Consider the following 22,188-nt stretch of genomic DNA (forward strand, 5'->3'; position numbering starts at 1 on the left):
AAGACAGAAAAGATCTATCTTACTCGCCCCAAAACAGCTGACTCGCTTTACACAGCGATTGAAGAATACATAGAGTTTTACAACCACAACAGATTTCAGAAAAAACTAAATAACCGTCCCCCGGTTGAGTACCGGGAAACGGCCGTTGCATAATCTGACTTTTTTTCACTGTCTACTTGACGGGGGTAAGACCATTTTCGCGGCATTAGAGTATATGTAATTGCCTAAAAATTTAATTCCATCCAATAATCTGCTTCTTGAAAACCAAACTTTTTATATACCGGTCTACCTAATGTTGAAGCCCCGAGCCAAATTTTTGATACACCTACGTTTCTAGCTTCATCAACTAATTTAGTTAACAAAGTCGTAGCGATCCCTTGTCCGCGATAATTTTCTTCCGTATACATATTCGTTATATAGCCTCTTTTACCACTTATACTTGTGAATGAAGGCGGGAAATCATAGAAGATAATTGCACCCGTAGCAATAGTTTCTTCATTGTCTTCAACGATCCACTCAATTAACGAACCATCACTCATTTTGTTGTGAAAAAAATTTTTAAGTTCGCTATCAATATCTTGATTTGGCTCGCTTCCTTCATCTACTAGTTGTTTCTTTCTTAAATGAATCAATTGACTAATATCATTCATATTTGCTTTACGATAGTACATCTACTCACCGCCCCAATAAATGTATAAATTGCTGTACGGAGTGTAGCATGTTTCACAGTGGAAGTCACCGACTATCGTAAACTATTCCATGAGAGAAATATGAAGTCTTCACTTTTCCCTTATTATACTGCACAGCATTGCCACAATTTGGGCAAAACAATTTATGGGTTCTAGACAGTTCACAACATAGGATTCACAACTGATTGTACCGACGCACTTCCAGCAATAGAACGGCCCCACAATGTCTTGCCTTGTGAGTTCAAGGATATCAACGAATGAATAACGCGTCTTATCATTGATAATAGACATGCCTGAAGTTATTGCAATATTTGTAAAATACGGAGAAGGATCTATTGTAACTTTTTCCATTATCCTATAGAATCTGTATGGATATGATGTTAATTGAGTTTTCTAACTCAGTAGTAGAAAAAGGAGTGGATTCGTAGTGAAAAAGGCTCTCGTAGCCAGCATTATTGGTGCTTCATTGCTTGTGGGTATCAGTACTGGCGTATATGCTGGAACCAAAATGAAGAAGATTGAAGCGTATCTTAATGGAGATGTGAAAGTTCGCGTCAATGGTAAAGTAGCACAGTTCAATGATGACAAAGGACTAGCGCTTCAACCCATTACTTACAACGGCAATACATATGTACCTATTAAAGGTATTGGCAACGCACTAAATGTTGCTGTCACGACAGACACGAAAAATAACGAAATCATTGTCGGCGAAAAGGTAAATGGCACGCCGCTGAAATCTGAGGATTTCAACAAAACAACGTATTCCAAGGATCCAAAACAAACGAATTATAAGGGTACAGATTACAAAGAAGTTCTCTTTGAACATCTCGACGGCGGTGGTGGTCCTTCTCTCTTTTTTACACCGAATAAGAAGTACCAGAAACTCGTGTTTAAGATTGCCGCAATTGACGGGAATTTGACATCTGTCAATATCTCCGATTTAGATCAGAATGTGCTGCTTAAATCGGTAGACACGATTACGCCGGAAGATGGATTGAAAGAAATTGAGGTCGATATCGGCGGTGTGAAGACGATCGCTGTTAACCTTCAAGTCAGCACAAATGCTGGCTATATGGTACCGCTCATTTCCTCGTATTATAAGTAAGAAAATCAAAATGATAGGATACCCTGCACAGCATCTGACGTTTTGCAGGATAACCTATCATTTTTAATTTGAATTCCATTTTCGATCACAATGAACGACAGATGTCTCAATTTACCTTGTTAATACCCACCTTGAATTGCATTTACTTCAACGTGATTCCAAATTCCGCGCTCGGCTCGCCAGCAAATACTATCGTACCGTTCTTCGGCAGCTGTACTTTGTTGTTGCCGCTCACAAAGCTAAAATTGATGCACTCTCCGTTTTCATCATACACTACGAATGTACTATTCGCGGGTAGCGTCACGGTCATTGTTTTCCCTGACGCCGTTTGTGGGATCGTAAACCATTTCGCATTCCCATTCGCTTGCAGCGTAACTTTGGACGATTGGCCTGCAGGGAGCTGTTTTACATTTGACTCGTTCACGAATAGCATTTCGGATTCTTCCATGTATTTATGGCCACCCTCTATATAGAAGCGGGCTTCACTTGTATCGCGGCCTGCCAACACGGGGATCTGGATCTGATGCGCCGCTGTGTTCGGACCTGTTATTTTTTTACCCTCCCAATAGCCAGGGAAATCTTCCTCACGAGCAATCTGATTTATAGGGAATTGGAAATACAACATAGAGTTGAATTTTTCGTTCACAAGATAGAACTTGGCGCCTTCCCGCTTCTTCCAAGCAGTGGCGATTTCCTTGGATAGCTTGTTATCTTCTAGCTTCTCAGCTGCATACTCAGTCACCGCATCTTGCCCTAATCCTGGTTCCGTGCGATATGAACTCCTCTTCAAATAAGTGCGTCCATTCTTCTCGGTTACAAAGCTGAGCTTGGAGGTGCCATCTTTGTTGACAAAACTTCCATCTGCAGTGTACACATATATTTCCTCTGGTCTGGAAGCCAAGAACAATTCCCCAGCCTTCGAAATGTTAAGTTTGAATTGGCTGCTACTATCGCCGTAATATCCTGCTTGCTTTATCACCTCTTGCGGCATCTTCGCCTTAATAGGTTTGCCAAATGATTTGCCCGCCTTGACGAACTTGATGACGCCCTTTTCTTTCAGTGCCGCTAGAAGCAATTCATTAGCTAGCAATCGATTTGTAGAGCTGGCGCCGCCGGAGGACAACACTGCCGCTGCCATCTTCTGATCAGGAAGCACGACTAGCGCAGCATGCTGCAACAATGTGTCGCCGGTTTTAGCCAAGCCCTTGATCCCATATTCGTTGAAAGGATATAACTTCACACTATCCCAGCCGAGGCCATAATTAACTCTACTATCCCCATCCCTAGGCCACATTCCTTTTTTATATTCCTCTTGCTCCATCGCTTTGACTGCCTTGGCTGAGAGAATTCCTTCGGTCTCTCCCATAAATATTTGGGAGAATCGCACCATGTCTTCTGCCGTAGAAGAGATTCCCCCCGTACCAATCATATTCTGCGACTCATTCGGAAGCTGTCCTTTAAATGTTGGAAAATAAAGCCCTGCCCGCTTGAGGCCTTCCCCTGAGTCTTGCGACGTCTTCGTATGATTTAACTGCAACGACTTTGTAAAATGGTGATGTAGAAAGGCGGTAAAGCTCATGCCACTAACTCTTTCCACCAGAATCTCAGCCAGCGAAAAGCCGTCGTTGCAATAGACTGAGAATGCACCTGGGTCCGCCTTTAATCTCTGGCCTGATAATCGCTGCAACAATGTATCAGGGGCATTGGTATTATTATCCTCGAATAAAAGATCATTGCTGTAAGTAGAGCCTTGCAGGCCGGAGGAATGATTCAATAGCATCCGCGTTGTAATTCGTATGTACCGTTCATCCTTCATTTTAAAGTCAGGGATATATTGGGTGATAGGCGAATCTAAATCGATCTTACCTTCATCCACAAGCTTCATCACTGCAGCCGTCGTATACATTTTGCTGACCGATCCAATGCCGTATACAGTATCTTTGGTCAACGGCTCTTTTCCTTGCATGTCATTTTTACCGGTCTGACCCGACAAAATAATGTTCCCATTATCAATCAGAGCATATTGCACGCTGTAGGCCTCATGGGACTTCGTCAGGAGATCAGCTTTCTCTATCGCAATCTTCGTAAGTCCTGGTTGACTTGCTACTACTGAATTCTTATTGCTTGGAGCCGCCATCGATCCTGTTGGTAGAATCATAGGGAGTGCCAATGTAACGGCTAGCACCCATGCGAGTTTATTTTTCACGACATGACTTCCTCTCTCTAACTAGATATATGTTCAACAAATCCTAGTTTAGTTTTTTTATGCTCCGGGCGAAATTTACTATAGTCTAGTTTTAGTTTGGATTAAAGTCCGGGGCAATCGGTGTGAAAAAACCAGTAGAACACCTTTCGTGCGCTCTACTGGTTCTTGTTAATAGCCACCTTGAATGGCTTTTACTACAAAGTAATTTCCAAATTCCACGTTCGGCGCGCCCGCAAATACAACCGTTCCGTTCTTCGGCAGCTGCTTCATACAAAAAATACTGCTTTCGTGCCCCTGCGCGGTAGCTGTCCTTATACTTTGCTCTGCAGTAGCCGTCACATCGATCACGTCATTCCGAAATCTATTAGTCTATTGTGTTTTGACAAGGCGGTTCCGAAATCAAATCTATTCCTGGCGTTTAGGCTTGAGCAGTAGACTGAACAATGCTCCGAATAAAGCAATGCAAGCTGTAAGTATGAAGGTATCAGAATAACCCGCCATCTCAGCCGTAGATGTATTACCGCCTACTTGTATTGTTCTCGCGGTAGCTCGAATCGCCAGGAAGTTGCTTAAGCCAGCAATCGCTAGAGGTATAATTAAATTGGAACTCGCTGAAGTTAAGGGTGTAACTCGGCTGATCAGCTCCGCGGGAGCCGATTGAAGAATATAGGTATTTAGAGACATCATACAAAGTCCCATTCCAATTCCTAGCAACCCTACTATTCCTCCAATCAGTACTCCTCCTGTGTTCGGGCCAATTTGCGAGAGGAACATTAAACCCAAGGCAATCGTTCCAAGACCCGAGCTTGCAAGAGGGCGTATACCAACCCTATCAAAAAGCTTCCCTCCGACCGGCATAAGTAATCCGGAAGTAATTGCCAGCATGCTCATAACCAGACCGGCTTGAAATGGGCTATACCCTCTGAAATTTTGGATATACTGTGGGATCAATACGAGTGATCCATTCAGCGCGATGTATTGTATCCAACTCACAAACATGCCTCTTCTAAAGCTGATTGCTCGGAATGCCTGAAGCGCTAAGATTGGATGTGGATGTTTTATTTCATGCAGCCATAACCAAATCAGTAACATGATACCGGCTGCTCCCATTAGCCAAACAAGCCAGGAAACAGCATCAATATTTATGCTTAGAGCGAGTAAAACAAAAGCCATAGGAGCTAAAAATAACCCAATTATATCCAAGTGGTGCTTATTATCCGAGGAAGACGAAATTTTTAGAGATTTTGCATCAACTAAATATCGTATTCCTAAATAAACAGTAATCATTCCCAAGGGAAGATTAATGAGAAAAATCCAATGCCAACCACTAGATTCTAACAGCCAACCAGACAAGACGGGTCCCGAAGCCGGCGCTAGCAACATAGGAATGCCAAGCATGCCCATAACCTGACCTTTCTTATTCTCCGGTGCTAGGCGAAACACCATAGCCATACCAATTGGTTGAACCACCCCCCCTCCAAGCCCCTGGATAATCCTAAAAATAGTTAACTGCATGGCGTTTTGAGCCAATGCACATAGAAGCGATCCAATCACAAATAAAATAACTGTTATAATATAAGCTTTCGCTGCTCCGAGTCTGTCCGAGAACCAACCTGCAAGTGGAATAGTAACTGACATAGCTAGCATATAACCAGTAATCACCCACTGTAACGCGTCAAAAGAAACTCCAAAATCTCTGGTCAAACTGGGAATGGCTACATTCATTGCAGTGCTGTCGATCATCACCATCATCATGCCAGGGATAATAGCCATCAGCGCAAGTATGAATGTTCTTCGTGTAGGAACCTCATTAAGTTGTCTAGACGATTCTAGGGCTTCAAGGTGTTTAATCATTACGACTCTCCTTTTTACTGAACATTGTGTTGATTAACTTTTACTTATTGATTATAATGAGAACACTCAAAAATCGATGATCATAATTCATATTTCTGTTCATTAATCAACAGCTGAGCACAAAAAGATCAGTAAAGTTACATTTTTTTTAGGGAGAATTGTAATGATTGAAAAAATTGACCGGCGCATTCTGAGAACCCGCGCTCTATTAAGAGAAGTTTTGCTTGATTTGGCATCAGAAAAACCATTGGAGAGCATTACTGTAAAAGAACTGACTGATACAGCTGGACTTAATAGAGGCACCTTCTATTTACACTATCAAGGCATTCAAGATTTTTATGAACAATTCAAAAATGAGATATTGGAACAGTTTCATCGGATCATAAAAAAACTTGGCCACACCCTAGGAAATCGTGAGCCCTTTAAAGATCCACCAGCAGGTTACGTGCGTCCATTCGAATTTGTATTTGAGCAAAAACGCTTTTTCAAAGTATTCTTGGGCTCTGGAGGTGACACTGATCTTTCACGCCAGATGACCGAATTAATAAATCAACAGTTTATGAACGCCTACCGAGCAGAATATCGGCAGAATAATTCAGCGGATATTCCTACAAAACAACAGTATTTGTTTGCTTATCTGTCCTCAGCCTATGTGGGGACCATTCAATTCTGGATTAAGCGGGAATTTGATCTATCACCAATTGATATGGCTATTTTATTCTCCCAAATCTCAAGACTCGGATCGGCGCATGTACATTTCCCTTATTAACTAATTCAAACTCGTAAGGCTTACGCCGGGCGGGTTTTTTCATGTATACTCTGAACTCAAATATCTGCCGGAGGAACCGGTTGCCAGTGCGGGCAGGATACGGTGCTTCCGTCGCCCTTATATTACCGGATGGTTATTTTTTATTTGTAAACAACAAAAAGCCCACCTGCTGAAGCCAGTGGGCAATTATTAGTGCTTGGAATACAGTAGCTTTAAACGTAAGATATGCTGTCTCGACGGCAGCCCGGATCTCTTCAGGCGCTGCGTCATCCGACATTGGACGGCCTGTCACGTCGGTATAGTTTCCGAATAATGAGCGTGACAACAACTTTATTGCACTAAACCCAAAGAACACGATTTACGAGGCACTTAATGAGATAAAGTTCTTGTCAACCGACACATGGCTGTCACAAGTCAGGTTAAAAGATCCTGAGCTCTTTTCGTTTATAAAATTAAAACGTACCATATACACTTTCACATTCTTCCGCGGTCGGTTCATAAAAACAGTGTTTCTTCCATCGTCCTGCGAACGGTTGATTATACCAAGTCGGCGGACATGGTCCGGGATTTTCGAACGATCCTGGACGGAAATACCATAAGGAGAATTTGGCTGGCCAAGCCCGCTCCCCATTCACAGCCCGTTGCGCCAGACGGCGTTCCCTCTCTCTTGCGTTTTGATAGTACAAACTATGTTGCAATGCTTCGAACGCATGCGCCTGATTGATCATTTCGGGAATCGTCCGGATTCCTTTAAAATCGGAGCAATTCGCTCTTACTCGGTTAATGCCAACATTTCCAACAAGGAGCATGCCCGTCTCGCCTTCGGTCTCAGCTTCAGCTCGAAGCAACCTTGCCAACATATCAATATCCCGTTTCCTGGCTTTTACGACTGCCATTGGCTCACCTCTTTAGATTTCTAGACTCATCATATTGCAGGTGAAGCGGATGTGTTACTCTGGCAAAATAGAGAGCGATAATAAATAGCCGTTCCACCACACTCTTCTGCCCGTTAGCTTAATGATTACAACTAACTAAAGAGCGATAATCGGGTCATATTCTTGGCTGTTACCGATAACCGTTCACCCATTACACCGTTAGTTCAGCGGACGAAGTGCGGCTTCCTCCCTTTAAAATTTTATGAAGGTAACCGTAAATTTTGTATAGGCATTTTTCTCACTCTCAACCTTAATCATGGCTTGATGTGCTTCGATAATGGCTTTGGTAAGCGCCAAGCCAATTCCTGCCGAATCATGTTTTTTAGAACCGCTTGCTTTGTAGAATCGATCAAAGATATGCAGCAGTTCCTGGGCTTCCATCCCTTCTCCAAAATCTTGAATCACCAGTTCCGTATAAATCGGTGTATCCTTGACTTGAATGATGATTTTGCCGCCGGATTTGGAATGCTCAATCGCATTCTTCAGCAGGTTCAGCACTGCTTCTTGCATCCACATTTTATCGTGAGCAACGACGACTTCCTTCGGGGCATCCCAGTCAATCATGATATGATGCTCACGGATCATGCTTGCCAAACGGTCTACCACTTCCTCAATGGTCTCCACCAAATTCGCTCGTTCTTTATCGAATGATATGGCTCTGGCATCGATTTTCGCTACCTTCAACAAATTTTGAATCAATACATTCATTCTGGATATTTGAACATCATTATTTTCTAATAGTTGAACTTGCTGCTGACGGGGTAAGTTTTCATTCAACATCATTTCGTTGTAGATGGATATCGTTGATAGTGGCGTTTTTAATTGATGGGATATGTCCTGCAGCATTTGTCCTAAAAACTTTTTCTCTTCCAACAGATCCTGCATGCTTTTTCGAATCATATCTTTCATAGATCGAAAAGAAATCGCTAATTTGGCGAGATCCCCTTCTTTATTTTCATTAATGACAACCGAGTAATCCCCCTCAATTATTCTTTTGGCGGCGGAAGTAAGTTGCCTAATGTTACGGAATATCATCTTGTATTGCCAATAGCTTGTCCCAAACAACATCAAACCGAGAATCAATAGTCCCCACAAAATAGATTGATTATGGCCAGCGATATGGTTGTTTAAAACCGGAAAAAGCTCTGATTGCAAATCTTCATAAATTCCATATTGCCTAAAGATCTCTCTTCCTTTTTCCTGATACATACTCGCATCTGCAGCATGACTTGTTAGCACTTTCATAATTTCCGCTTCATTGCCTTGATTCTGCTCAACCAATCTAGCCGTTATTTCGCCCCAAGTTGTAATCGAATCGGCCTTTAATTGATTATAAAACTGCTGTTGTGTAATAAATTGATATGTTATATATAGAAATAACAAAACGGCCAGGATGATCATATTGCTTTTCAACTCGGTGTTTTTCATCATCTTACTCACTGCTCACATCCTTACTCCAACGATAACCCAATCCTCTTAAAGTGACGATAAACTGTGGATTTTTATGGTTATCTTCCACTTTATCTCGTAAACGCCTAACGTATACAGATAACGTGTTTTCATCAAAGAACATTTCATCACCATCTGTTATTTTCTGCAGGAGCTCATCTCTTTCTAATGCTTTGTGGGCGTTCGTCATGAACGTTAATAGCAGCTTATATTCTAAATTCGTTAGTGGCACGCTTTCTTGATTTTTGTAACACTTGATTAAGTTCAAATCGAGCTTTATATTCCCAGATGTTAAGATCTTTGAGGAGGTTTCTAAGCGAGCTTGTTTTCGCAATTGTACTTTTACTCTGGACATGAGTTCCTTGACTCTAAAGGGCTTCGTGATATAATCGTCCCCTCCAATATCCAATCCCATGACGACATTTGCTTCTTCATCAAGCGCAGTTAAGAAAATAACCGATGTATTGTTTTGATTTTTGAAATGAAGACATAAATCATAGCCGTTTCCATCTGGAAGGCCGATATCTAGGATAGATAAATCAAAAGTATTGTGATCAAACTGGTATTTCGCTTCTTTTACACTCGTTGCTCGAATAACCTCATAACCTTCATTTTTCAAAGAAAATTCGATGGCTAAACCTAGTGCCTCATCATCTTCAACAAGCAATATTTTATTCAAGGATGTCCTCTCCTTCTCCTCGTACCATTTCAGTCGTTGACCGTCCAACTAGAACAGCCCGACTATAAAATAGCCGGGCCCTCATTATTATTGTTCCCTGATGACATCAATAATATTATCTTTTTTAATTTTTCTTAGCGGGATTAGAACAGATATATAACTAAGGAACAAAGCGGCAACAAACGTTATAACACAAGCCCCGTAAGGGATCGACCATTCGATTGTGCTTATACCCGAAGCAGCTAAATAAATAATATATGAAAGTATACATCCGAAAAAGATCCCTTGCAAACTTCCCGATAAGCCGTAAATCAGCGCTTCGTAGATAATCATTTTCTTCAAAGCTCGTTGTGACATGCCTATTGATTTTAACGCAGCCAGTTCTTTTCGTCTAGTGATGATGCTGATCGTAATCGTATTAAAGATATTGAGACTACCAATCAATGAAATAACCGTAATAAAACCATATACAAGAACTTTAATTACGAGCTCTGACTCTTTCTTGTTTTTATTCTCATCCAGATGATTGACGATTGTAATATCGTGTTGGGTTCCAACGGTCTGCTGTATGGCCGCAACGGTCGCATTAGCTAGATCCGCATCTTTTAAATGAATGCGAAAGCTAGCGTACTGTTCCTGAACGTCTGATACATTTTCAAGTGACTTCAATAGCTTCAGCATTTGTTGGTTATTGACTGAAGCATCATCATGGTCTTGTTGCAGATTGATCGTTAAATCCGATTGCGTGGATGAATCATTCACATATTTTGATGCAAATGCAATATCCATGATAGACGAGAACGTAATAAACAACACACTGCTTATAATAATGGATAAGATGGTTATTGTATAACGATTTTTATTTCTTTTTACATTTTTCAAAGCCAGACGCAAAGGAAAAGATAACGGCTTTTTCAGCACAGTATTCTTTTGTTGTTTGGTCGCTTCCTTTTTAATGGAAAGCCTGCTGCTGATTGCTAGCAAGGGGGATATTCTTCCTGCACAAAAAGCCGGATAATAACTTGAAGCGAATACAGCCGTCAAAGTAATGATCGCGCTGATCAATATAATCGTCCAATCGATATGGAAAAACGAAACACGTGCGCCATTTTCTAATATCAGTAAAAATATGAATTGGAGGCCCGCAAGAGCCAATATGCTGCACACAATCCCGATCGGTATGGCGGTGACAGCCAGCACTGCCGCTTCTCTCATGACGATTTGTCTAATTTGCTTTCGCGTAGCGCCGATACTTCTCAACAAGCCGAATTGTTTCATTCGCTCTACGACGCTGATTTGAAAAGCGTTATAAATGACAACTGCTGTTGCGATTATCACAATACTGACGACGATGATGACCATGGCCAAAATCGATTGATTCGAACCCGGTTTCACAACGTTGATCAATTGTTTATTGATATCAATGTTCTTATCTTCCGTTAGTGACTTCAGTTCTTCTATCACCACGTTAAAGTTCGCTTTTTCATTTATTTCGACTAATATCCTGCCCTCACCAATCGCAAATTCACTTTTATAGGTTAATAATCGACCCACTTTATTTTTCTGTGTAAACTCGCGATTATTTAATATACCAACCAGTTTATATGTCTTTCCATCCAACTCAAATGAGTCGCCGATCTGAAGATCGTCTTTGATATAAGGAAGCGCCCATGAATCCACAACAGCTTCATCCTCATTGGCTGGTAAATGGCCATCCACGAGGCTGTAAGTTAAAAATGCCATGGCGGGATGATCAGCGAAATTCATTTTCACAGAAATGTCCCCAACTGGAACGATGTCGCCCTGAGACATCAATCCAAACGATGCAATTTGGGGATTATATCTGATTTTATTTAATATCGTTTCATCATAGTTTGAAATTCCAACATGAAAAGAAGCCCCATTTAACTTCTTGATATTTTCAATTTGAGCGAGTTGTGATCCTTTCATAAAGAGGCCGATCGTTGAAATTAACGCTACAGAGAGTACGATTCCAACAAAGGTTAAAATGGTACGCTTGATATTCCCCTTTAAATACTTACTGCTTAATTGCTTATAACTGCTGATCAACTTTATTCTCCTCCAGCCTTATGCTTATTCGCAACTAGCCGTTGATCTGAAATGATATTACCGTCTTCTATCGTGATGATCCGGTCAGAAGCTGATGCAATCGTTAGATCGTGCGTAATCAATACAATGGTTTGATTGTATTTTCGGGCCGTTAATCTTAATAAGTCCATAACTTCCTTCGTATTTCGTGTATCCAAATTACCTGTAGGCTCATCAGCTAAAATCAAATGCGGCCGATTGATTAGCGCTCTGCCAATGGAGACACGCTGTTGTTGTCCACCAGATAATTCGGAAGGCAAGTGATTTCTCCGTTCTTTAAGCCCCAAAATATCAATAATTTCATCCAGATAGGTCATATCTATCGGTTCATCATCCAATAATGTAGGCAAAGCGATATTTTCCTGAACATTCAATACCGGAATCAAATTAAAAAATTGAAAGATAAACCCAACTTTTCTTCTTCTAAATATCGAGAGTTCATCGTCTGTATAATCATAAATATTGTTGTCCCCAATACATACTTGTCCTGAACTTGGCCGATCCAACCCTCCTAAAATGTGCAGCAGCGTACTTTTTCCAGAGCCAGATACCCCTACGATGGAGACAAACTCCCCTTGCTGTATCGAAAGATTAATCCCTTTTAGCGCCTCTACCCTGCTATTGCCTTCGCCATAACTTTTTACTACATGTTCCATACGTACAATTTCCATGTTGCTCTCCCTTTCATCGCTTAAGGATTGATCTCTTAAACTTAATCTTGTACATCAACAAAATTTACTTTATCTTCGCTATTTGCATAGACGCTCCTGATTTTGTTTAAAACCTCGTTCAACTTTTCTTTATTTTTATAATCAAAACTTCCTGTTTGAAAATGGATCAATGAGATCGCTGACTCTGTCTCCGTTAATTTGTTGTACGTTTGGTCGTCAACAATAACCAGGTCCATTGTTGGTATATACCCGATCCATGCCTGATGTTTGACATATTGTACGGATACCATCTGACCGTTTAAATCGATTTGCTCGTTCTTCATATCTGCATTAGTAAAAGAGAATAACAAATTTTGATTAGTAGATAGTTCTTTGATGCTGGCAACGGGCTCTGAAATGATTGATGTACTCTCAGGATCTTTTCTAGCTCTGATGATCCCCTTCTTAACAAATTGTTCAGCTGTGAGTCGATTAACAACCGAATACTTGATAGTTCGGGTATCAAATTGTTCCGTTTTTTTCGTTGTAACCAATTTCAATTTGTAGTCGATCGTTTGTTTCGTGTTATCTTTATACAACTGCTTGACTTTATTCACATCTTGTTCTGTACCGATCACTACAATTCCATTGACGGGTTGCGACGGTCCTTCTACAAAACGTTTTACTCCAAATCCTATCCCTGCAAAAATTACGATAACCAACACAAAGCCTATCATTCTCTTCATTTGACTGCTCCTGCTCCTTTATTAATGATCTATGTCTGCATTATAGACGAGATGTTTATGCAAATGAATGACTCTAGTCTAACCATTTTAATCTACTATCTTACTTTTTCGTAAGAATGGAGATTACGACTTAATTGTTTGCAGCATAAGAAAAGCGATCCCTCATCATGAAGAATCGCTTCTACTAGCTCTAGTTTTCCATTATTTCGATTTCCGAACCAACCGTCATCAACGTCGGATAGCTCCGCGCCAATACCGTTAGAGTCAATATGCCTCCTCGCCCTTCTGCATGCGGAAAACATGGGCGATCGGAGCCTGCCCGTTCAATTCGCAATCTGGAAGCGTGATCGAGATTCCTTCCGGCGTACGCTCAACCTGCAGCAAGGCGTCGCTTCCAACAAGTTCGATACCAGAAACGGGCTCCAAATAAGGAATATGAACCACCTTGGAGACGGCAACATCTGCGCTTTCATACAAGTACGTACAGTACACGATATTACCTTTCGAAGTGAACGCGCAGGAGCCGACAAAATATGGCCCGCACACGCGTGTGCCGTATACTGCCTCACCGTAAACCTTCATCCATGCGCCCAATTCCTTGATACTCTTGACCGCCCCGGCCGGCAATCTTCCGTCGGGCTGAGGACCTACGTTCAGCGCCAAATTGCCGCCTTTTGATACGACTTCCATCAGCATGTGAACGAGCTCCCTCCCCGATTTATACTGGTCTTCGTATTTAAAGGCCCACTGTGTGCCCATCGTAATGCAGCTTTCCCACGGCACGTTCAGCGGACGCTGCGGAATCGTTTGCTCCGGCGTCACATAATTTTCGTAAGGCCCTCCGACTGTACGATCCGCGGACAGCAGCCACGGCTGTGTCTGACGGGCGCGCTCGACGACCTCGCTGAGCCGAATGTCTTGCTTAACCTGGTCACTATTATTTACCCATCCCGCATCAAGCCATAAAATATCGATCCGATCGTATCGGGTCATCAGTTCCATGATCTGCTCATGGGTGAAATCGACGAATTGCTCCCACAACCACGGATATTCCTCGGGGGAGTACGAAGGCCCTCTCCACGTATCGCTCCCCCGCTCCATTCCTGGCGCCCAGTAATATGGTGTTTGCCAATCTGCCTTCGAGAAATAAGCGGCAATCGCAAGCCCCTTGCTGCGGAATGCGTCAAACAAATGCTTGCAAACGTCGGCATACCGGTGTGCATGAAACGGCGTTTCGGATTCGGTAATCCGGTAATTCGTCGTATGCGTGTCCCACATACAAAATCCGTCGTGATGCTTTGTCGTAAAAATCAAATATTTGAACCCACCTTCGGCGGCGATTTCCGCCCATAGCTCTGGCTGGAAGCGGAGTGGATTGAACGTGCGGTTCAGGTCGAAATATTCGCGCTTCATCTCTTCGTAATCGCTCGTCCAGTCGACATCTTTACGGGCCCAATCACCGTCTTCGTCACTGAGAATCCAGGAGGACTCGACCCCGATCTGTGAATAAGGTCCCCAGTGCATCATTAGAGCCAATTTCTGATCCTTGAACCATTCCAATCTTTCCAGTGTAATAGGATTTTCCGGCTTCACCCAATTCGTCTCGCTGCTGTAACCGTGGACGCCTTCTTTCACTTCCTGCGCTTCGGCTTGCTGAGATTCCTTGATTTCCATATCATTCATCGAATTGCCTCCTTCAATTTCTCCACGTCACATCGATGTGAAATTATTACGATTGTTCGGCATTGTACGACACTTCCGGGCCGCCGAGTACGATGAGCAGCCCGAGCTTGACTTTCTTCAGCATGGAGATCGGCTTTATTGTTTCTCTTTTTTCTCCGTAACGATAGCCGCGTACTCATCGTCCATTTTTCTTAAATACGTTTGAATGTCGCCGCTCGAATCCAAAAACTTTCGCATTTGGTCCCGAACATAATCTTCTCCGAAGAATAGGGATTCAGGCCCGTACGGAGAATAAGCAGGCTCCGCGTCTTTCATCGAATAAACGCCCTTAAAATTCAAGTTCAGCTCCTCAAGTCCTTTCGCTGCGCCGAATTGTTCATGAATTTTCGTATCCGCTAGTGGGGAAGGAACCCCGATCCGAGTGAGTGCGAGCTGATTTTCATCCGACAAGATACATTCGATCACTTTAAAAGCTTGCTCCTTATGCTCGCTATGCTTATTAATAACCCAAGGATATGCGAAGTTCGACGGTCCGACTCCCGGTTTATCCGGCCAGCTCGGAAAGCTGACCATATCAAATTTTAATCCTTCGATGGTCGCAAAAGAAGGCGTTCTAAAAATATGATCAACCTGCATCGCGACATTGCGGTTTTGGAAGTAATCTTCGACATCCTTCTCGTAATTGCCCGGAATGCTCTGCATTCGCTTTAACAAATCGAAAAACTTAGCAAAAATGGGGTTTTTGGAGAATTGGGTTTCGCCAGTCGCGGGATCGGTTCCGGTAGCTGACAGCTGGGCGAGGGCTTGTTGCATATTGAGAAGATTGATTCCGCGATACTTCACTCCCTCCACCTCGTTCGTCAGCTTTTTCGCAAGATCGATGACTTCATCCCAGGTCATGCCGTCAGTCGGATATTTGACGCCGAATTTATCGAAAATCTCTTTGTTGTAAAATAATCCAAATACCATATCTTCCGCCGGAAGCCCTAGCAATTGATTCTTTCCTTCCGGATCCCTGGCTCTGACCGCTTCGACGGTCCCCGCTCTGAACCTTGTCAAGTCATATCGGAAACTTTTGATCATGTCATCCAGCGGATAGGCCATATCCATTTCTTGAAGCACCTCAAGCCCATCGTGCGCCAGCATGATATCGGGAACGATGCCTTTGGCGTTCAATTCCTGCAAGGACGTCGAGTTAACCAGCTGCTGCACCAGCTCCAGCTTGATATTCGGGTATTTTTTGTACAGCGTATCGGTAACTCTTTCCTTCAGCATGTCCTCGCCCCATGGAAGCATAATTTTCAAAGTAAGGTTTTCATCCATGTTTACGGCGGGTGCCTCCGGATTCTTTTCTAGGTCTTGCTCGTCTTCCGCCTTCTGCATATTGCCGCCATTATCCGTCTTCCCTGTTTCTTGCGATGCGCATGCAGTAAAAAGGAACAAGTTCAAAAGCATAACAATCACGACAATAAGCCTTTTTTTATTTGCCATTCGGTATAACTCCCTTCGATTACCCTTTTATGAATGCATGAAAATCAAAATCAAGCTTGCCATAATGAACCTTGTTCATCGAAACGGTCAAGGAGTCGCAGCGAATTTGACTGTTTTCACCTCTTGTCAAAAGCGCTGCGAAATCTCCAGTCCGCACCGAAACGTTACTGTAAAACTCTATTGAGCAAAGCTGCTGCTTCTGCACGGGAAGTGATACCGCTCGGAATGAATTTGTTTGCACTGCGTCCATTAATCAAATGAAGTGCCGCCGCCGCTCTTACTGAATCAAGTGCCCAGGCTGCCACAGTGGATTCGTCAGTAAAGGAAGAAGCAGTATTTTCATTCAACTTGACGTCTTTCAAGATCGCATACGCCCGCATCATCATGGTGACCATTTCTTCACGTGTGATTCTCGCATCGGGATTGAAACTCGTTGTGCTTGTTCCTTGAATAATGCCTGCTTTGACCGCTATGGAAACCGCTTCCTCGTACCAGGCACCCTTCGACACATCCGTAAATTTCGATTCGCCCACGGATGTCAGATTCAACGCTTTGACAAGCATTGCCGTAAATTCGGCCCGTGTGATGGTCCGCTCTGGCTCGAACATTGCCGCATTTGTGCCGCCAATAATTTGCTTCGCCGCTAACTGATCAATCGCATCGGCCGCCCAGTGCGTAGGCTTAACATCGGTAAATGATTTCTTGAATTCGAGCAACGCATATTCCCCGAAATGGTGAATCTTAGCGACCCATTCTCCGTTAACAAACGAGCCTCCCACATATTCCAGCACACCATTGGCTGCAAAATAGTAAATGCCAGTCGGTTTCGGATTTAAGGAAGGATCAGCTTTGAATCGAATCGTCATCGGTTTGTCGAAGCTGCTCAAACTTGTCACTTTACCCTCTTTTCCTACAATCGATATGCTAAAATGGATTACATTTCCAGAAAGTTTAATTTGCGCATGTGTGGAAGATTGCCCTATTGCTAGAAGGTTGTTAGCATCGGATTCGGATAAGGGAGTCATGATCAACTCGATCGTACTGTTTTGTATATCTATTGCGGATAATTTATCTACTAATGATTTAAGCAATTCAGTGGGTACTTCCAACGTGAATAGACCCGTTTGAATGACGAATTGATGATGTCCGAGTAGTTCAGCTGCATTAGCAGGAAGTACAATTTTCTCTTTGTCTTTGGCTACGATCGTCACAACGCCATTGGATGCTGGAGCGGTTAGATCTTCCTTTTTCACGATAAGCGTACGCGTATCGGTATTTCCATTGGTTGTACCACCGGTAGAAGGGATACTACTGTTCTCGCCACCCGTATCCTTTCGCTTAAAAGTAACATGGATAATATGGTCGACAGTTATGTTGGCAACCATATACACGCTTCCGGTCACTGTCACGTCGGTACCGTCTAACTTCACCTTGTCGATTTCGTATCCATTGTTCGGAGTGAATGTAAAGGTTTGATTAGCACCCTCATTGACTACAACGGCGCCGTTCGGACTGATCGTTCCGTTTTCCCCCGCGCTCGCGATGATCGTTTTACTGATCTCGCCGCCCGTGTCCTTTCGCTTAAAAGTTACATGGATCATATGGTCGGCGGTTATGTTGGCAACCGTATACACGCTTCCGGTCACTGTCACGTCGGTACCGTCTAACTTCACCTTGTCGATTTCGTATCCATTGTTCGGATGGAATGTAAAGGCTTGATCAGCACCCTCATTGACGACAACGGCGCCGTTCGGACTAATCGTTCCGTTTTCCCCAGCGTCTGCTGTGATCGTATGCGTATGTATCGCACCTATCTCTCCGTTTTCCGGGAGATTATAGAGCTCAAGCTCATACACAGCGTACATGCCCCACGTCGTATAGTTCGCATCATTGATCTGTATTCTCAGCTTCATTGCGTCCTTAACTGTAGGAATATTCGCAAAGGTGTACTCCATGACGTTGTCATCGATGCTGCTGTTCCATTGGAGCGGTACCCCCTTCGCAATCGTCTCAAAGTTTACGCCGTCTGCAGAAGCCTGAACATCAATATTGGAAATACCCTGGATTAATCCAGATGTTGTGGCCATGACGATGGTGTTAAAGGTTTGCTGTTGTTCCCAAGTCAGATTAATCTCATGCGGAAACGGATGACTGTTGTTGTAGCCTCGTAAACTCGCGAACATGGTACCATAGCTACCGTCAACCATTTTCTGGGGACTGTAGTCTTCGCCTTCGCGTGCTGCTGTTGCTGTAATATCTGAATAGCTTCTGGCGATATTGGTGCCTGGCTCATTCACATTGCCTTTCAGGATGTTCAATGTATAGAGCATTGTCGTCTTCCCGTCGCTTGCGGTGGATTGGATATGAACCTCACTTTTACCGATTGGAATGTCAATCGTCTGTGCTGTGTTATTGGGGACATTCTTTCCGTTGAACTGTAGGGTACCCGCTTCGTCCGAAAGCATTGGCGTTATAGCGATCGTATTTACATCATTAGGAACCATTACGGGGTAGGTCGTCGTGCTGTTGTTAAACTTAAAAGCAGGAACATCAGGGATTGATAGATTTCTCAAGGTTCCGTCTGCTATCGGGCTAATCTCTCCGTTGTCTGGAAGGTTATATAGCTCAAGTTCATATAAAGCGTAAATGCCCCAATACGTATAGTTAGCGTCATTGACCAGTATCCTCAGCTTCAACGCATCGTTAACTGTAGGGATATTGGCATACGTGTATTCCATCATGTTGTCGTCTGTGCTGCTGTTCCACCCAATTGGTACCCGCTTCGCAATTGTTTTCCAATTGGTTCCATCCGAAGTGGATTGAACATCAATATCCGAAATACCCTGTAATAACCCCGAGGGCGTGGCCATGACAATCGTATTAAAGGTTTGCTGTTGATCCCAAGTCAGATTGATCTCATGCGGGAACGGATGGGTGTCAGTATAACCGCTCTTACTGGCAAACATGGTACCATAACTGCCGTCAACCATTTTCGAAGCACCATAGTAAATGCCCCCGTCGCCCTCCCTGGCAGCTGATGCTGTAATATCGGAATAGCTTCTGGCCATATTGGTGCCTGGCTCATTCACATTGCCTTTCAGAAAGTTCAACGTATAAAGACTCGTGGTTTCCCCATCACTTGCGGTAGACCGAATATGAATCTCACTTTTACCTGTAGGGATGTTGAATGTAAGCCTCTTACCACTGCCGATGCTCTTTCCGCCCACGTCCAGGGTTCCATTGGTATCCGCAAGCGTTGGCGTAATGGAGATCACGTTAACATCTTTGGGAATGATCACTTGGTAATTAATTTTGCTTTTATTAAAATGAAACGAAGGCGCGTTCGTCAGATCCAAACTTTGCAGCGTTCCGTCATAGATCTTCTGTCCGTCATACATGCTTACTCGAAAGCCGTCAACGTACAGGTTTTTGTTCTCCAGGTTCACAACCTTGATCGTGTGTTTGCCTGCTGACAGATTATGATTGCTGTAAACCGAGATCGAATCGAGTTGAACCTTCTCATATAGATCTATCATTACCGGATCGGAATCGTCGATGGATACGGCAACTTTACCGGAGCCTTCATTTTTCTCCGCAATAAGATCGATTCCGGACCCTTTAAATGTATAAGTCAAATTGTCATCCGCTTTCAATGTGGCTTGAACACCGCCCATATAAGCGTATTTCCGGCTTTTGGCAAACCACTCACCGTTGTAGGTGATCTCGCTGCTCGTGTTATCCGTCATGTATGTCATGGGTACATCCTGCCCATCGTAAGGACTAATCGGCACGGGAATTGGAATTGCATCCATAGATTCACCGGCAGCCGCTTTAACCAGATAATTATGAAGGATTCTGATATATTCAGGGTCAAGGGTATATTTTCTTGGATCAGACGGGTTAACAGCGCTGTCAGCTATACGTTTGGCAAGGTCGGCAAGGTCGGGATTGGTTTGCTTGAGTTGGTACATCAGTTCGTAATCCTCAAGTCCGTCTCTTTGGGCCTCGTAGCGCAGCGAGCTCTTAACCGTCATATGCTCCTTATCCGGATATACGATCGTGGAATCGCCATAATGAGGGACGTACCATACGTTCCATCCCCAATGCAAGTGCCCTTGAACATCGTCTTGACTAAGATTCCAGAATAACAGCCTGCCAGTCAATATGGGCTGCGTCCAGAATCGGTTCAACCACGGAGCCGGATTGGCATCGCAAGTATACACCCACATGTCTTTGCCGGCCGCTTGCTCCGCTTTATATAAATTCTTCTTGTCCTGAAAAACCGGCGTTAACGGGACCCAAACATCCACATAGGGTTTGATGGCTTCGTTCATTAGAGTACCGGCCGCATCAGCATCCAATGTTTTGAAATCCGGAACGACTTCTTTGATTTCTCTTGCGATATACGTCATATAGTTAACAATGCTAGCGCCGTTGGGTTCATCCACCGTATGCTGATACCAAGTGAACCCTTTATCGTTAAGCCAACCTTTGTCGGCTAGATGATCGTGTAATGCCGTCAAGTAGTTCGTCAGAAAAGCGTCTGTTTCAGGTAGTGAATCAGGTTCGGGGATGGTCGTTTTCCACAAGTCATTGGGATCATTATTGTTGGGTCTTTCGCTTTGCGGCATTTGCATCAAAGCATGGATCAAGTGAATGTTCGCAAAGTGAGTAATCCCTCTATCCATAAAGGTTTGAACGTATCGGTCGAACAAAGACCAATCGATGTCGTCCGGGATGCCCTCTTTAAAAGACACCATCTTGTTTCCCGCTGCGTTTAATAACAGGTCCGTACGAACCCAGATCATGTTCTGGCGATAGTCCGTCATCGTTTTGGCGAAGTTATCCATCAGCTCAAACCATTCGTCGCTATACGTCTCCACATCGTAATAGCCCTTGCCTACGTCATAACTCGACGCCGTTAAAGGATCATCCGCAATAGGCTCCGGAGAACCTCCCATCATAAAGCCATTCGTCATCGCCCACTGATAATTAACGAAGTTGGCCTTTGACGTTTGAGGGATTTCAACGTTAGCTACTTCAACGTTAATAGGCACTACATAATCGCCCAAAGTCGTCTTCACTGTAACTATACCGTGATAGAGGCCAGGAGCAGCATCGGCAGGAACATAATTCGTAATTAAGATCGGCTGAGTGGTGTTTGCCGCCACTTGTATAGAAGGCTCATTGGACAACGGGTCGGGGATTTCGGATGCAGGGTAGATAAGCGTGCCTACCAAATCCGGTCGGTATATATTGGGCTGTACGGTGTCCTTCAGCACATATTCTTCGAAATGATAGCTTAAGTTGTTGTTAGAGATCGTATGGCTAGAAGAGGCAAGTTCAGAAAATTCAACTCCCGTAATCTCAAAGTCATTGTTGCCTCTTATAGCAATTTGCTCACTTTCATATTCGTTTTTGGCTGAGACAAGATCAATGCTGTTTCCTGGATTTGCGGGGATCGTGCTGGTCTTATATACGGCTTTCATTGCATTTACCACCCACACGTCCAGCTCTCTGCTGTCAGCATAGACTCGAGGAGCGTAGTTCTGAATAAAGACGCTTGCTAGAATCATAAAACAGATCATTTTACACATTGTTCGTTTGAACATAGATCAACAATCCTCTCATTCTTTATTTGATGTCAGAACACAAACTAAGAAAGCGCTCTCAAAGGTGGTTGGCGAAGCTGTCTGTACATGATTACATTGTAGTATCATTTGAAACCATGCAAAATAACAGTATTTTTTGAAATCTAACAGATTTCGATTGGAAACAAAAAGGGCCGTGCTTTTAAGCACATTGGCCCTTAATGAATTATGA

17 protein-coding genes are annotated in these 22,188 nt (G+C 43.4%); 3 read left to right on the plus strand and 14 right to left on the minus strand.

Annotation, left to right across the window (positions count from 1 at the left end; translation table 11 throughout):
* A partial coding sequence (locus C558_RS33520) for an IS3 family transposase (RefSeq protein ID WP_018755727.1) occupies positions 1 to 153 on the plus strand: 153 nt, incomplete at its 5' end.
* A gap of 71 nt (positions 154 to 224) precedes the next feature.
* Here the strand turns inward: C558_RS33520 and C558_RS0129430 are convergent.
* Both C558_RS0129430 and C558_RS35270 read right to left on the minus strand, forming a co-directional pair.
* Positions 225 to 671 carry a GNAT family N-acetyltransferase gene (locus C558_RS0129430; RefSeq protein ID WP_018759882.1) on the minus strand — a complete coding sequence of 149 codons (447 nt, stop codon included), beginning with the start codon at positions 669 to 671 and terminating at the stop codon, positions 225 to 227.
* Between the two features lie 64 nt (positions 672 to 735).
* On the minus strand, positions 736 to 864 hold the full coding sequence (locus C558_RS35270) for a competence protein CoiA family protein (protein WP_483823578.1): 129 nt from the start codon (positions 862 to 864) through the stop codon (positions 736 to 738).
* A 252-nt stretch (positions 865 to 1,116) separates the two neighbouring features.
* Here C558_RS35270 and C558_RS0129435 point away from each other — a divergent pair, with 252 nt between their 5' ends.
* Positions 1,117 to 1,794 (plus strand): hypothetical protein, encoded by a 678-nt coding sequence (locus tag C558_RS0129435; RefSeq protein WP_018759883.1) that lies wholly within the window; start codon positions 1,117 to 1,119, stop codon positions 1,792 to 1,794.
* Positions 1,795 to 1,936: 142 nt separating this feature from the next.
* On the opposite strand, the gene C558_RS0129440 is transcribed toward C558_RS0129435, so the two are convergent.
* Together C558_RS0129440 and C558_RS0129450 are read right to left on the minus strand one after the other, a co-directional pair.
* Positions 1,937 to 4,000, minus strand: a complete 2,064-nt coding sequence (locus C558_RS0129440; protein WP_018759884.1) for a serine hydrolase domain-containing protein — start codon at positions 3,998 to 4,000, stop codon at positions 1,937 to 1,939.
* Positions 4,001 to 4,405: 405 nt separating this feature from the next.
* Positions 4,406 to 5,854 carry an MDR family MFS transporter gene (locus C558_RS0129450; RefSeq protein ID WP_018759886.1) on the minus strand — a complete coding sequence of 483 codons (1,449 nt, stop codon included), beginning with the start codon at positions 5,852 to 5,854 and terminating at the stop codon, positions 4,406 to 4,408.
* A 163-nt stretch (positions 5,855 to 6,017) separates the two neighbouring features.
* Between C558_RS0129450 and C558_RS0129455 the strand changes: the two genes are divergently transcribed.
* Entirely contained in the window at positions 6,018 to 6,623 is a 606-nt protein-coding gene (locus C558_RS0129455; RefSeq protein WP_018759887.1) for a TetR/AcrR family transcriptional regulator, read from the plus strand.
* Positions 6,624 to 6,756: 133 nt separating this feature from the next.
* On the opposite strand, the gene C558_RS34515 is transcribed toward C558_RS0129455, so the two are convergent.
* The 10 genes from C558_RS34515 to C558_RS0129505 all read right to left on the minus strand — a co-directional run bounded on the left by C558_RS34515 (position 6,757) and on the right by C558_RS0129505 (position 21,977).
* Positions 6,757 to 6,948 carry a hypothetical protein gene (locus C558_RS34515; RefSeq protein WP_211220818.1) on the minus strand — a complete coding sequence of 64 codons (192 nt, stop codon included), beginning with the start codon at positions 6,946 to 6,948 and terminating at the stop codon, positions 6,757 to 6,759.
* A gap of 127 nt (positions 6,949 to 7,075) precedes the next feature.
* On the minus strand, positions 7,076 to 7,519 hold the full coding sequence (locus tag C558_RS0129465; protein WP_018759889.1) for a cell wall hydrolase: 444 nt from the start codon (positions 7,517 to 7,519) through the stop codon (positions 7,076 to 7,078).
* Positions 7,520 to 7,750: 231 nt separating this feature from the next.
* Positions 7,751 to 8,986, minus strand: coding sequence for a HAMP domain-containing sensor histidine kinase (locus C558_RS0129470; protein ID WP_026264204.1), 1,236 nt, complete (start codon positions 8,984 to 8,986; stop codon positions 7,751 to 7,753).
* Between the two features lie 4 nt (positions 8,987 to 8,990).
* Positions 8,991 to 9,686 carry a response regulator transcription factor gene (locus tag C558_RS0129475; protein ID WP_018759891.1) on the minus strand — a complete coding sequence of 232 codons (696 nt, stop codon included), beginning with the start codon at positions 9,684 to 9,686 and terminating at the stop codon, positions 8,991 to 8,993.
* Positions 9,687 to 9,773: 87 nt separating this feature from the next.
* Positions 9,774 to 11,756, minus strand: a complete 1,983-nt coding sequence (locus tag C558_RS0129480; protein WP_018759892.1) for an ABC transporter permease — start codon at positions 11,754 to 11,756, stop codon at positions 9,774 to 9,776.
* Positions 11,757 to 11,758: 2 nt separating this feature from the next.
* Positions 11,759 to 12,466 (minus strand): ABC transporter ATP-binding protein, encoded by a 708-nt coding sequence (locus C558_RS0129485; protein WP_018759893.1) that lies wholly within the window; start codon positions 12,464 to 12,466, stop codon positions 11,759 to 11,761.
* 41 nt (positions 12,467 to 12,507) lie between these two features.
* Entirely contained in the window at positions 12,508 to 13,191 is a 684-nt protein-coding gene (locus tag C558_RS0129490; RefSeq protein ID WP_018759894.1) for a lipoprotein BA_5634 family protein, read from the minus strand.
* A gap of 264 nt (positions 13,192 to 13,455) precedes the next feature.
* Entirely contained in the window at positions 13,456 to 14,874 is a 1,419-nt protein-coding gene (locus C558_RS0129495) for an alpha-L-fucosidase (RefSeq protein WP_018759895.1), read from the minus strand.
* 135 nt (positions 14,875 to 15,009) lie between these two features.
* Positions 15,010 to 16,365 carry an ABC transporter substrate-binding protein gene (locus C558_RS0129500; protein WP_018759896.1) on the minus strand — a complete coding sequence of 452 codons (1,356 nt, stop codon included), beginning with the start codon at positions 16,363 to 16,365 and terminating at the stop codon, positions 15,010 to 15,012.
* A 164-nt stretch (positions 16,366 to 16,529) separates the two neighbouring features.
* The gene (locus C558_RS0129505; RefSeq protein WP_018759897.1) at positions 16,530 to 21,977 is read right to left on the minus strand and encodes a glycoside hydrolase domain-containing protein; all 5,448 of its coding nucleotides are present in this window, start codon (positions 21,975 to 21,977) and stop codon (positions 16,530 to 16,532) included.
* Positions 21,978 to 22,188: the final 211 nt, after the last annotated feature.

Origin of the sequence: Paenibacillus terrigena DSM 21567 (assembly GCF_000374845.1) — a bacterium.
In the GTDB taxonomy this organism is placed as follows: Bacteria; Bacillota; Bacilli; order Paenibacillales; family Paenibacillaceae; genus Paenibacillus_K; species Paenibacillus_K terrigena.